Raw genomic sequence first — 12,923 nt, forward strand, 5'->3', positions numbered from 1 at the left:
AACCGGGGCACTTTTGGGCGACATGCAGCAGGAGACCCCGTGATGACCGACATTTCGCTGATCGACCGCCTGCTCGACGTTATCGAGCACGACATCGTGCCGAAGACGGCCGACGGCGTTACCCATGGCAACAAGCTGTTCGGCGCGGCGATCCTGCGCAAGGACGACCGTTCGCTGGTGCTCGCCGAAACCAACAACGAGATGGAAAACCCGCTCTGGCATGGCGAGGTGCACTGCCTGAAGCGTTTCTACGAAATGCCGAAGGCCGAGCGCGTCGAGACGAAAGACGCCATCTTCATCGCCACGCACGAACCCTGCTCGCTGTGTCTGTCGGCGATCACCTGGACCGGCTTCGACAATTTCTATTATCTGTTCAGCCATGAGGATTCGCGCGACAGTTTTGCTATCCCGCACGATCTGAAAATCCTGAAGGAGGTCTTCACCCTCGACCCCGGCGGCTACAATGCGGAGAACGCCTACTGGAAGAGCTTTTCCATTCGCCGGCTGGTGCGAGCTTTGCCCGAGGCCGAGCGGCAACGGCTGGAAACGCGTATTGGCGCGATTTCGGCGCGGTATGATGAATTGTCGAGTGCCTACCAATCCAGCAAGGCCGAGAACGATATACCGCTGAATTGAGGCTGATGCCTAACCTACTTTCGCGTTCTTCAGCACTTCATTTATCTTGGCTTGCCAACCCTTGCCGGTAGCCTTGAATTTTCTGACGACATCCTGATCCAGGCGGATGGACACAACTTGCTTCGGCTTCTCCACGGTCGGCCGGCCACGAGAACGCCTTGTACTCTCGAAAAGTTCTGGAAACACTTCTGCGAAAGGCTTGGCTTGCACCAGCTCTTCGTCGGTCGCTTCCGCATCATCGGGATCAGCGGCAATTTGTCGTTGAATTTCCGCTTCCTCCTCATTGGTAAGCGGTCGAACATGCGATTTAGGATTGCCCATATACTGACCTTTCCTTTCGGCTGGCACGGCGCATCGAGATCACCGAAATCGCTCCGGAACCAAGCGGCTTAAAGATCACGGCGAGAATGATCTCTCCGAATTCGCCAATCGCCTTAAATCGGCCGGCCGGGAGGACGGTTGAAGTCGCAAAAAACTCGATATCGAGTTCGGCAAAGTCCAGACCTCGGCTTTCGAGGTTCGTCACCCGCTTTGGCTCATCCCAAACGATCTTCAGTCGAGACTGTCCTCAATGCATCAGGCCAAAGCGAATAAAAGTAATACATAAATTAATAGGATAGCGCAAGATGGAAAGTCGGACGGTCTTGCCAAGCGTCGTCTCGGCGACATAGGCCGTCGCCCGTTTGACTTCGTGACGTACGCGTTTCATGCGTCACTGACATCCTGGAGAGCTCCCATGAAAACCGTCACTGAATTTCCCCGCAAGGTCGTCGAATTCCCGGACATGGCCATCGTCATGCCGGATGGCTGCCGGCTGTCGGCGCGGGTGTGGATGCCGGAGGATGCCGGTGGCGATCCGGTGCCGGCGATCCTCGAGCACCTGCCCTACCGCAAGCGCGACGGCACCATCTTCCGCGATCAGCTGACGCATCCCTATTTTGCCGGCCACGGCTACGCCTCGATCCGCGTCGACATGCGCGGCAATGGCGATTCCGAAGGGCTGATGGACGACGAATATTCCGAGCAGGAATTGCAGGATGCCTGCGACGTCATCGCCTGGGTGGCATCGCAGCCCTGGTGCAACGGCAATGTCGGCATGATGGGTATCTCCTGGGGCGGCTTCAACTGCCTGCAGGTCGCGGCCAAGCAGCCACCGGCGCTGAAGGCGGTGATCAGCCTGTGTTCGACCGTCGACCGCTATGCCGACGACATCCACTACAAGGGCGGCTGCCTGCTGATCGAGAATTTTGGCTGGGCCTCGACCATGCTGTCCTATTCGTCGCGGCCGCCGGACCCGCTTTTGGCCGGCGACAACAGATGGCGGGACCTGTGGCTGACCCGGCTGGAGAACCAGACCTTCCTGGCGCCGCTGTGGCTGAAGCACCAGCACCGTGACGCCTACTGGAAGCGCGGCTCGATCTGCGAGGATTTTTCCGCCGTCAAAGCCGCCGTGCTGTCGATCGGCGGCTGGCATGACGGCTACCGCAACACCGTCTCGCATCTGGCGACCAACATCGAAGCCCCGGTCAAGGGCATCGTCGGCCCGTGGATCCACAAATACCCGCATTACGCAGGACCGAAACCTGCCATCGGTTTCCTGCAGGAGGCGTTGCGCTGGTGGGACCGCTGGCTGAAGGGCGCCGAGACCGGCGTCGAGACCGACCCGGCCTACCGCGCTTATGTCATGGACAGCGTGCGTCCGGCGCGCTGGCATCCCGAGCGGCCCGGCCGCTGGATTGCCGAGCAGCAATGGCCCTCGCCAGCCATCAAAACGCAAACGGCCGATCTGATCCTGGCAGGTGAAAAGCCTGCCATCGTTGCCTCGCCGCAAAACTGCGGCCTGGCCGGCGGCGAGTATTTTCCCTTCACCTTCGGCCCTGAACTGCCCGGCGATCAGCGCCCCGACGATGCCCTGTCGGTGTGTTTCGACCAACCGGAACTCGGTGAGGCGATCGACATCGTCGGCGCGCCGGAAGTCGAGGTGCGGCTGTCCTCCGATCGCCCGCAGGCCAACCTCGCGATCCGGCTGTGCGACGTGCACCCTGACGGTGCGTCGGAGCTGATCTCCTACGGCGTGCTCAACCTGACGCATCGCAACTCGCACGAATTCCCGGAAGCCCTGGTGCCGGGCGAAACCGTGTCCGCGCGTGTCGTGCTCGATCAATGCGCCTATCGCGTGCCGGCGGGCCACCGCCTGCGCATTGCCGTGTCGAACGCCTATTGGCCGATGATCTGGCCGTCGCCGGACCCGGCCCGGCTGACCTTGTCGACGGCGACGCTCAGCTTGCCGTTGCGGCCGCTGGCGACAGCCGACGAGGTGACGTTCGCCGAGCCGGAAGGGGCCACCCCCTGGGCAACGGAGACGATCCGCGCCACCAATTCCGATCGCCATGTCGATCGTGACGAGAAGACCGGAATCGTCACGCTTTCCATCGTTGATGATTTCGGCGAGGTCCGCGATCTCGCTCATGGCCTGGCCAATGGCAGCATTGCCCGCGAGACCTGGACGATCCATCCCGACGACCCGCTGTCGGCCTCGGGAAAGACGCACTGGACGCAGACCCTGTCGCGAAATGGATGGTCGGTACGCACTGAGACATCTGCCGAAATGCGGTCGGATGCGCAAAACTTCATCGTCAGCGCCCGAATCGAGGCCTATGAGGGCGAAACCCTCGTCTTCGAGCGCAATTTCGAGGAGAAGGTGCCGCGCGCGCTTCTTTGAGCACCGGTTTCGTTGGTCCAATTGCGACGTACGATTTACGCCACGGCATGTCGCATTCGGTCTTGCTTACCGGTTTCCCTTGCGGTCATTATTCTCCTCACGAGAAACAAGAAAAACGACCGCAGAGTCGAACCAACAGAGTGAGGAACTAACATGTCGAACGAACTGGAATTCCTTAGCCGGCGCGTCGCGTCGGGCAAACTGAGCCGTCGTGATTTTCTCGGCCGGGCGGCAGCGCTTGGTGTCACCGCACCCTTCGCCAACTCGCTGCTTTCAAGTGCGGCGCGCGCGGCAGGTCCGATCAAGGGCGGCACGCTGAAAGCCGGCCTCGTCGGCGGTGAATCCACCAACAGCCTCGATCCGGCGCTGATGATGACCCAGGTGCCATTCGCCTTCGGCAAATGCTGGGGCGAAATGATCGTCGAGCTGTCCCCCGAGGGCAAGCTCGAGAACCGCATCGCCGAGGAGATTGGCTCGTCGGACGACGCCAAGGTGTGGACGCTGAAGATCCGTGACGGCGTCGAATTCCACAATGGCAAGACGGTGACCGCCGAAGACGTGGCTGCCACGCTGGAGCGCCATTCGGACGAGAAGTCGAAATCCGGCGCGCTCGGCTACATGAAGGGCATCGAAACCATCAAGGCCAGCGGCAAGGAAGTGGTGCTGACGCTGAAGGAGGCGAATGCCGACCTTCCCTACCTGCTCAGCGACTATCACCTGATCGTGCAGCCCAATGGCGGCAAGGACAAGCCCGATGCCGGCATCTCGGCCGGCCCTTACGTTGTCAAAACCAACGAGCCCGGCGTGCGCCACGGCGCCGAGCGCTTCGCCAATTACTGGCAGGGCGACAAGATGGGCCATGCCGACCAGATCGAGGTCATCGTCATCAACGATGCGACGGCACGCACCGCGGCCCTGCAGGGCGGCCAGGTCAACATGATCAACCGCGTCGAGCCGAAGATCGTCGACCTGATCAAGCGCCTGCCGGGCGTCACCATCCGCAACCACGCTGGTCCCGGCCACTACGTGTTCATCATGCATTGCAACACGGCGCCGTTCGACAACAACGACCTCAGGATGGCACTCAAGCTGGCGATCGACCGCGAGGAGATGCTGAACAAAGTCCTGCGCGGCTACGGTTCGCTCGGCAACGACTTCCCGATCAACTCGTCCTATCCGCTGTTCACCGACATCGAGCAGCGCAAGTACGATCCCGACAAAGCCAAGTTCCACTACAAGAAGTCGGGGCACGACGGCACCGTGCTGCTGCGGACCTCGGACGTCGCCTTCCCGGGCGCTGTCGACGCATCGCAACTCTTCCAGCAGAGTGCGGCCAAGGCCGGCATCAAGATCGAGCTCAAGCGCGAGCCCGGCGACGGCTACTGGAACGAGGTCTGGAACAAGCAGCCCTTCTGCGCCTCCTACTGGGGCGGCCGCTCGACCCAAGACCAGATGTACTCCACCGCCTATCTGTCTACCGCCGACTGGAACGACACGCGTTTCAAGCGCCCGGACTTCGACAAGATGGTGCTGGCGGCGCGCGCCGAGCTCGACGAGGCCAAGCGCAAGCAGATGTACCATGACATGGCTGTCATGGTCCGCGACGAGGGCGGCCTGATCCTGCCGATGTTCAATCAGTTCATCGACGCGACCGGCGCCAAGGTCGATGGTTGGGTCGATGATCCGCATCAGGAATTGATGAACGGTTACGCCCTGGCGAAGTGCTGGCTGCAGGCCTGAGCTTGGCCTTGCGGATATGTCTTCACCCATCTTGAAACTAATTGCCCAGCGCGTTGCGCTGGGCATCGTCCTGTTGTTGGCCGTTTCGGTCCTGATCTTCGCCGGCACGCAGATCCTGCCCGGCGACGTCGCGCAAGCCATCCTCGGACAATCGGCGACGCCGGAGTCGCTCGCCAATCTGCGCGAGCAGCTCGGCCTCAATGATCCTGCCTATGTCAGGTACTTCCACTGGCTTGGCGGCGCGCTGACCGGTGACCTCGGCACGGCCATGTCGAGTGGGCAAGATATCGCAACTTCAATCAAGGGCCGGCTGTGGAACACGCTGTTCCTCGCCTTCTGGGCGGCGATCGTCGCCGTGCCGCTGGCGATCATCCTTGGCCTGATCGCGGTGCGCTATCGCAATGGCTGGGTCGACAAGCTGATCTCCGGACTGGCGCTCGCCTCGACCTCCTTTCCCGAATTCTTCATCGGCTATGTGCTCGTCTATTTCTTTGCCGTGAAGTGGCAGATTTTCCCTGGCATCTCGACCGTCTATGACGGCATGCCGTTCCTTGAGCGCATGCAGGCGATCACGCTGCCGGCGGCGGCACTGACGCTGGTTGTCCTTGCCCACATGATGCGCATGACACGCGCCGCGATCCTCAATGTCATGCAGTCGGCCTATGTCGAGACGGCGGAACTGAAAGGCCTGTCGGCCTTCAACGTCATCCGCAAGCATGCCTTCCCCAATGCCATCGCTCCAATCATCAATGTCGTCATGCTCAACCTTGCCTATCTCATCGTCGGCGTCGTCGTGGTCGAGGTGATTTTCGTCTATCCGGGCATGGGGCAATATCTGGTCGACCACGTCACCAAGCGCGACGTGCCGGTGGTGCAGGCGGTCGGCCTGATCTTCGCCGCCGTCTATATCAGCCTGAACATCATCGCGGACATAGCGGCGATCGTCGCCAATCCGCGCCTCAGACATCCGAAATAGGGGGCGGGCATGCTCGATATCAAACGCATCCCCATCCCCGCGCTGATCGGCATCGTCCTGACGACACTGTTCGTCCTGGCAGCGGTGTTCGCCCCCTGGATCGCGCCACACGGCAATGCCGAGATCGTCAGCGACGTCCCTTGGGATCCGATGTCGTCGGCGCATTGGCTGGGCACCGACAATCTCGGGCGTGACCTGCTTTCGCGCATGATCTACGGCGCCCGTACCACGCTGTTCATCGCCGTGCTGGCGACGGCGCTTTCCTTCTCACTCGGCGCCATCCTCGGTTTTTCGGCGGCGGTGTTCGGCGGCTGGTTCGACACGCTCATGTCGCGCCTTGTCGATCTCCTGATGTCGATCCCGACGCTGATCATGGCTCTCGTCGTGCTCTCGGTGCTACCCTCCAATCTGGTAACTCTGATCCTGGTGATGGGCGTTCTCGACTCGACCCGAGTCTACCGCCTGTCGCGCGCGGTCGCCGTCGACATCAACGTCATGGACTATGTCGAGGCGGCCAAGCTGCGCGGCGAGGGCAGCGGCTGGATCATCTTCCGCGAGATCCTGCCCAACGCGCTGTCACCGCTGGTTTCGGAACTCGGCCTGCGCTTCATCTACGCCGTGCTGTTCCTGTCGACGCTGTCGTTCCTCGGCCTTGGCGTGCAGCCGCCGGACGCCGACTGGGGCGGCATGGTCAAGGAAAACAAGGACGGCATCGTCTTCGGCATCGGGGCCGCACTCATTCCGGCGGCGGCGATTGCAGCGCTGGCGATTTCCGTCAATCTGGTCGCCGACTGGGTGCTCAACCGGACGACAAGCCTCAAGGGAGGACGCGGGTGATGGCCGACAGCAAAGCGAAAGCTGGCCTGCTGCTCGATATCCGCAATCTGCGCATCGAGGCCACTGTCTTCCCGCCCGGCGAACCGCCGAAGAACATCGTGCTTGTGCACGATGTCTCGCTGACGCTCGAGAAGGGCAAGGTGCTCGGCCTGATCGGCGAATCCGGCGCCGGCAAGTCGACCATCGGCCTGTCGTCGATGGGCTATGGCCGCGGCGGCGTACGTATCACCGGCGGCGAGGTCATCCTGAACGGCCGCGACATCCTCAAGGGCGGCAAGGACGGCTTCCGCAAATTGCGCGGCCGCGAGGTCTGCTATGTCGCGCAGTCGGCGGCAGCGGCCTTCAACCCGGCGCACAGGCTGATGGACCAGGTGGTGGAAGCCACGCTGCTGCACGGCACGGCAACGCGGGCCGAGGCCGAAAAGCGTGCGGTAGCGCTGTTTAAAAAACTCAGCCTGCCAAACCCCGAAACCATCGGCGAGCGGTTTCCGCACCAGGTCTCGGGTGGCCAGCTGCAGCGCGTGATGACCGCGATGGCGCTCTGCTCCGAGCCGGACCTGATCGTCTTCGACGAGCCGACAACCGCACTCGACGTGACGACGCAGATCGACGTGCTGGCGGCCATCAAGGACGCCATCCGAGACACGCATGTGGCCGCGCTTTACATCACTCACGACCTTGCGGTCGTCGCCCAGGTCTCCGACGAGATCATGGTGCTGCGCCACGGCCGGCTGGTCGAATGGGGCGGCACAAGGCAGATCATCAAGGAGCCGCGTCAGGAATATACCAACGCGCTGGTGTCGGTGCACGAGATCGAACACCAGGAGCAGAAGCCCGGCACGACGCCGTTCCTGTCGGTGAAGAACGTCACCGCCGCCTATGGCCGCAGCCATATCAAGGTGCTGAAGAACGTCTCTGTCGACATCTATCCGGGCCAGACGCTGGCCGTCGTCGGCGAGTCCGGCTCCGGCAAGTCGACGCTGGCGCGTGCCATCACCGGGCTTTTGCCACCCGAACAGGGAACCGTCACCTTCGACGGGCGTCCGCTGGCCAACCGGTTGGCCGACCGGCCGAAGGAGGATCTGCGCCAGCTGCAGATGATCTATCAGATGGCCGACGTGGCGATGAACCCGCGCCAGACCGTCGCCACCATCATCGGCCGGCCGCTGGAGTTCTATTTCGGCATGCGCGGCCGCGAACGCGACAGACGCGTTACCGAACTGCTCGACAAGATCGAGATGGGCAAGGGTTTTTCCGACCGCTACCCGGCCGAGCTTTCCGGCGGCCAGAAACAGCGCGTCTGCATCGCCCGCTCACTTGCCGCCAAGCCCAAGCTGATCATCTGCGACGAAGTGACCTCGGCACTCGATCCGCTGGTGGCACACGGCATCCTCGAGCTGCTGCTGGAGTTGCAGAAGGAGGAGAACGTCGCCTATCTGTTCATCACCCATGACCTTGCCACGGTGAAGTCGATCGCCGATTCGATCGCGGTGATGTATCGCGGCGAGGTGGTGCGCTACGGCCCCAAGAGCAAGGTGCTGAGCCCGCCCTTCGATGCCTACACCGATCTGCTGCTTTCCTCGGTTCCGGAAATGGAGATCGGCTGGCTGGAAAAGGCGATCAAGGGACGGCGCATGGCCAGCGCGGGGAACTAGCGAGCCGCCGTTCAGGCGCGATTGCCGTCATCCGCTGCAACAAGACCGCATGGAGCCGCCCATGGCGCTCAAATCCAAGCTTTTGCTGATCATCCTCGACGGCGTGCCGTACAGGAACTGGCGCCGGCTGATGGGCAATCTCGAAGGTTGGGTGCAATCGGGCGAGACGCGGGTCTGGAAGATGCGCTCCGTGCTGCCGTCGACCTCGGCCTGCTGCTATGCCTCGATCCACACCGGGGTTTCGCCACAGGTGCACGGCATCCTGTCCAACGAAAACCGGTTCCGCGTCGAGCAGCCCGATATCTTCTCCGAAGTCAGCAAAGCCGGCGGCAAGACGGGTGCCGTGACCCATTCCTACTGGTCGGAGTTCTTCCGCGCCTATCCGTTCGATCTGGTCGAGGACATGGAATTCGACGAGCCAAGCGGGCCGATCACGCATGGCCGCTTCCACACCATGACCGGTTACAATGCCCGCAACCAGATGACGCCGAGCGACGTCGACCTGTTCGCGACACTGACCATGCTGACCAAACGCCACGGCATCGACTACGGCATTCTGCACACTTGCACGCTGGATTCGATGGGCCACCGCTTCGGTCACGACTGCCACGAGATGGACCACGCCGTCTATGCGATGGACGGCATGCTGGCGGCGTTCTTGCCGCGCTGGATCGAAGCCGGCTATGAGGTCATGGTCACCGCCGATCATGGCCAGACCGATCGTGGCCATCATGGCGGCCACGACGACGAGATGCAGGATTTCGCGCTGTATTATTTCGGGTCCGGCAAGGGTCCGCAGCCCGACACGCTGCTCGATCAGCTGCAGCTGGCGCCGACGGTGCTGAGCCGGCTGGGTGTGGCTATTCCGGAGACGATGAAGGCGAAGCCGTTCTTGGGGTGAGTGGGGGCACGGAGTCCTTCCCTTCCCCCCTTGTGGGAAGGTGGCCTCGCGAAGCGAGGTCGGATGAGGGTGTTCCAACTTGGCAAGGACGGCACTCCATCCAACACCCCTCAACCGTCTCGGCGCTGCGCGCCGATCCACCTTCTCCCACAAGGGGAGAAGGGAAAAAGGCCCGGCTCTGGCAACCTTTCCTTACTTCGGTTAGCCTCCCAAAATTCCTTGGCGGAGGATGAACCTTTTTGGGCCGATCAGCGACAGAGCAGACAGGAGCCAGGCGGCTCGACCGGCCATGACGGCAGCGACCGAGACCGATCGCGCGCTTGTCGACCGGGTCGCTAAGGGCGACCGTGCCGCCGTGCGGCTCCTGTTCATGCGTCACCACGCGCGGGTCTACCGCTTCGTGGCGCGCCAGACGGGATCGGAAATGATGGCTGACGATATCGCCAACGAAGTCTTCCTCGAGCTGTGGCGCCAGGCGCCAGGCTTCGAAGGACGGTCCGAAGTCTCGACATGGCTGCTCGGCATCGCCCGTTTCAAGGCGCTGTCCTTGCTGCGCAAGAAGAAGGAAGACTGGATCGACGACGAGGCCGCCGCCGCGGTGCCAGACGGCGCCGATACGCCGGAAGTCGTCACCATGAAGGAAGACAAGGCTGCCGCCTTGCGACGCTTCGTCGACGCCTTGCCGGAAGAGCATCGCGTGGTGATCGATCTTGCCTATTATCACGGACAATCGGTGAGCGAGATCGGCGAGGTGCTCGGCATTCCGGTCGCGACCGTCAAGACTCGGATGTTCTACGCCCGCAAGAAACTCGGCGAAGCCCTCAAGGCCGCCGGTTACGACAGGGGGTGGCCATGAGCGCCGCTGAAAAGATGTCGCGCCGCGACGAAATGGAAACGCTGCTGCCGTTCTATCTGAACGGCTCGCTGGAAGGTTCTGACCTGGAAGCCGTCGAGGAATGGCTGGCTAGCGACCCCTCGGCACTTGCCGCCCTTGGCGAAGCGGAAGCCGAATTTTCCGGCACCGCGGCCGCCAACGAAGCGATCCGCCCGCCGGCCGATGCGCTCAGCCGCTTCGCCAGGGCACTCGACGCCGAGGCCGGGCCTGCTCGCAAGCCGGCAGGATCTTCCTGGCTGGCACAGGCCTGGGGCCACTTCATGGCGGTGCCGGTCGGTGTCGCCTGGGCGGCGGCCGCGGTTCTGCTGGCCCTGGTCATGGTGCAGTCGTTTGTCGAGCCCGGCGGCAAGGGCAGTGATTTCGAGATTGCCGGCGCGCAAGACGATCTGGCGAAAATGCCGTTCGCCTTGGTGAAGTTCAAGCCGGATGCAAGGATGTCGGATATTTCCGCCTTCCTCGGCAGCAACGGGCTGAAGATCGTCGGTGGACCGACCGCCGACGGCGTGTTCCGGCTTGGCATTCCGGCTGCCGATGCAGCCGACTATACAAAGCAGATCGGCCTTATTGCCGCCCAGCCGTTCACGGAGACTGTGATCGAGGGAAGGAAACCGGCTGATGGCGGCTGAGGCGGTCATTCGATTTGCGGCAATGCTTGCGGCGGCGATGACAATCGCCGCCGTGCCTGCGTCGGCGCAGACCAACAACCCCGATCCCGATCCGCCGAAAGTCGACTGCCGCGATGGGGCCAATGCGGCGGGAGCCGACTGCGCCAGGGATGGCAGTGACACAAAGAGCGGATCGGATGCGGCGCAGTCAGGCGCGGTGTTCCTGCCGGCCCTGATCGTCGACCTGTTCCCCAACCCGGCGGCGCTTCCGGCACCTGTGCCGCCGCCACGGCCGGGTCCTGCAACGCCTCCCCCCGACAATCAGGCAGGACCTCCGCCCGGTGGCCCGATCATCTCGCCGACCGATCTCATCGCGGTTCAGCCACCGCGCGCGGTGATCGGCGATTTCGTGCCCGACGAGGTGCTGGTGACTGTCGACGGCGATGCCAGCGCGGTGCAGCAGATCGCCGCTTCCTTTGGACTTCAGGTGCGCTCGCAGCGCCAGTCGCTGCTGCTTGGCACCACGCTGGTGCGCTTCGGCATTCCCGACGGCCGCCCGGTCGGCGTCGTGCTGGCGCAACTGGCCGCCGACGGCCGCACCCAGAGGCGCGAGCCGAACCATGTCTATTCGCTGCAGCAGGCCGCCAGCATCGTCAACTATGCCTTCGAGCGCATCGCACTCGATGCCAAACAGGCCAGCGGCCAAAACGTCCGTATTGCGGTGATCGACACCGGCATCGACGACTCCAACCCGGCGCTGTCAGGTGTCATTGCCGGGCAGTTCGACGCCATGCCCGACGTGCCGATCGAAAAGCGCGATCACGGCACGTCGATCGACGGGCTGATCGCCGGTGTTGGCGCGCTGGAGGGCATGGCGCCCGGCGCCAGGATCTACCACGCCCGCGCCTTCGAAGGCGGCAAGTCGACCATGGATGTCATCCTGTCGGCGCTCGACTGGGCGGCGAGCCAAGACGTTCGCATCATCAACATGAGCTTCGTCGGGCCGAAGAACGACCTGCTCGGCGTCGCCTGCGGCAATGCCCGCGCACTCGGCATTGTGCTGGTCGCCGCAGCCGGAAACAACGGACCGAAAGCACCCTATGGTTATCCGGCCGCCTTCGACGGTGTCATCGCGGTGACCGCGACCGATGCCAGGGACGGGCTGATGCCGCAGGCCAATCGCGGCGCCTATGTCTTCATCTCGGCGCCCGGCGTCGAGATGGTGGCGCCGAGCGGGGCCGGCTCGGATGTCGTCACCGGCACCTCTTTCGCCGCTGCGATCGTAAGCGGCGCCATCGCCAATCTCATCCATGCCGCGCCCGACCGCTCCGCTGACGCCATCGAGAAGGCGCTGGCGGCAACGGCCAGGGATCTCGGCCCCAAGGGACGCGACAATGATTTCGGCTACGGCCTGCTGGATATCAAGGCGGCGGCAAAGGATTAGTCTGCGACGGTTCCGGTCGCGGCTTGCGGAGGACGCAGCAGAAAATAGAACGCGACGATGTGCGTGATCATCAGCAGCGGCACGTAGATGATCGGGATCGCGTAGGTGGCGCCCAGTTCGCCAGCACGCTGGGGGAGGCCGACCTGGATGGCATGGTAATAGTCAACGATGAGATCGACCGTCCCGACGAGATTGAAGGCGACGACGAACGCCCAGAAGAGCTGAGGTATCCTCACCGTAAGAAGCGCCAGCATGGCCAGCACCCCCGTCGCGAAGTCGCCATAGGCGGCGAACACGGCAAAGCCGGCAGGCAAATCGGGGCTGACAACACCCGGAACGAGGAAGACCAGCCCGAAGAAGCGGAAGCTGTGCAGGGTCGCAACAGCGCGTTGCGCCGCGACCCGGTCCATCGACCTGAGCCACGGCAGAATGTACGCGCCGAAGCAAAGCAGCCACGCGACATAGCCCATAACGAGATGGATTTGGAACAGGACTTCCGTGGACATCTGGGG

General features: G+C 62.9%; 13 protein-coding genes. 10 read left to right on the forward strand and 3 right to left on the reverse strand.

Annotated elements, in window-relative coordinates; all coding sequences use genetic code 11:
• Positions 1 to 42: 42 nt before the first annotated feature.
• Positions 43 to 636 (forward strand): nucleoside deaminase, encoded by a 594-nt coding sequence (locus ACSQ3L_RS01735; protein ID WP_436158361.1) that lies wholly within the window; start codon positions 43 to 45, stop codon positions 634 to 636.
• Positions 637 to 645: 9 nt separating this feature from the next.
• Here the strand turns inward: ACSQ3L_RS01735 and ACSQ3L_RS01740 are convergent, their stop codons facing one another.
• Together ACSQ3L_RS01740 and ACSQ3L_RS01745 are read right to left on the reverse strand one after the other, a co-directional pair.
• On the reverse strand, positions 646 to 957 hold the full coding sequence (locus ACSQ3L_RS01740; RefSeq protein ID WP_436158362.1) for a BrnA antitoxin family protein: 312 nt from the start codon (positions 955 to 957) through the stop codon (positions 646 to 648).
• On the reverse strand, positions 944 to 1,192 hold the full coding sequence (locus ACSQ3L_RS01745) for a BrnT family toxin (protein WP_436163368.1): 249 nt from the start codon (positions 1,190 to 1,192) through the stop codon (positions 944 to 946). The genes ACSQ3L_RS01740 and ACSQ3L_RS01745 overlap by 14 nt, the downstream gene beginning before the upstream one ends.
• A 180-nt stretch (positions 1,193 to 1,372) precedes the next feature.
• On the opposite strand from ACSQ3L_RS01745, the gene ACSQ3L_RS01750 reads away from it, so the two are divergent.
• The 9 genes from ACSQ3L_RS01750 (at position 1,373) to ACSQ3L_RS01790 (ending at position 12,411) form a co-directional block, all read left to right on the forward strand.
• Positions 1,373 to 3,358, forward strand: coding sequence for a CocE/NonD family hydrolase (locus tag ACSQ3L_RS01750; protein ID WP_436158363.1), 1,986 nt, complete (start codon positions 1,373 to 1,375; stop codon positions 3,356 to 3,358).
• A gap of 153 nt (positions 3,359 to 3,511) precedes the next feature.
• The gene (locus ACSQ3L_RS01755; RefSeq protein WP_436158364.1) at positions 3,512 to 5,098 is read left to right on the forward strand and encodes an ABC transporter substrate-binding protein; all 1,587 of its coding nucleotides are present in this window, start codon (positions 3,512 to 3,514) and stop codon (positions 5,096 to 5,098) included.
• A 16-nt stretch (positions 5,099 to 5,114) separates the two neighbouring features.
• On the forward strand, positions 5,115 to 6,074 hold the full coding sequence (locus ACSQ3L_RS01760) for an ABC transporter permease (protein ID WP_292190188.1): 960 nt from the start codon (positions 5,115 to 5,117) through the stop codon (positions 6,072 to 6,074).
• 9 nt (positions 6,075 to 6,083) lie between these two features.
• Positions 6,084 to 6,911: an ABC transporter permease gene (locus tag ACSQ3L_RS01765; RefSeq protein ID WP_436158365.1), complete on the forward strand. Its 828-nt coding sequence runs from the start codon at positions 6,084 to 6,086 to the stop codon at positions 6,909 to 6,911.
• On the forward strand, positions 6,911 to 8,566 hold the full coding sequence (locus ACSQ3L_RS01770) for an ABC transporter ATP-binding protein (protein ID WP_436158366.1): 1,656 nt from the start codon (positions 6,911 to 6,913) through the stop codon (positions 8,564 to 8,566). Before ACSQ3L_RS01765 ends, ACSQ3L_RS01770 begins: the two co-directional genes overlap by 1 nt.
• 61 nt (positions 8,567 to 8,627) lie before the next feature.
• Positions 8,628 to 9,467 carry an alkaline phosphatase family protein gene (locus ACSQ3L_RS01775; protein ID WP_436158367.1) on the forward strand — a complete coding sequence of 280 codons (840 nt, stop codon included), beginning with the start codon at positions 8,628 to 8,630 and terminating at the stop codon, positions 9,465 to 9,467.
• Between the two features lie 289 nt (positions 9,468 to 9,756).
• Complete coding sequence (locus ACSQ3L_RS01780) at positions 9,757 to 10,323, forward strand: sigma-70 family RNA polymerase sigma factor (protein ID WP_436158368.1); 567 nt, start codon at positions 9,757 to 9,759, stop codon at positions 10,321 to 10,323.
• A complete protein-coding gene (locus tag ACSQ3L_RS01785; RefSeq protein WP_436158369.1) occupies positions 10,320 to 10,988 on the forward strand; it encodes an anti-sigma factor in 669 nt (222 codons plus the stop codon). The genes ACSQ3L_RS01780 and ACSQ3L_RS01785 overlap by 4 nt, the downstream gene beginning before the upstream one ends.
• Positions 10,978 to 12,411 (forward strand): S8 family serine peptidase, encoded by a 1,434-nt coding sequence (locus ACSQ3L_RS01790; protein ID WP_436158370.1) that lies wholly within the window; start codon positions 10,978 to 10,980, stop codon positions 12,409 to 12,411. The genes ACSQ3L_RS01785 and ACSQ3L_RS01790 overlap by 11 nt, the downstream gene beginning before the upstream one ends.
• On the opposite strand, the gene ACSQ3L_RS01795 is transcribed toward ACSQ3L_RS01790, so the two are convergent.
• On the reverse strand, positions 12,408 to 12,917 hold the full coding sequence (locus ACSQ3L_RS01795; protein WP_436158371.1) for a hypothetical protein: 510 nt from the start codon (positions 12,915 to 12,917) through the stop codon (positions 12,408 to 12,410). The two genes, ACSQ3L_RS01790 and ACSQ3L_RS01795, sit on opposite strands and share 4 nt — an antisense overlap.
• Positions 12,918 to 12,923: the final 6 nt, after the last annotated feature.

It is taken from the genome of Mesorhizobium sp. LjRoot246, assembly GCF_964254115.1.
Lineage (GTDB): Bacteria > Pseudomonadota > Alphaproteobacteria > Rhizobiales > Rhizobiaceae > Mesorhizobium.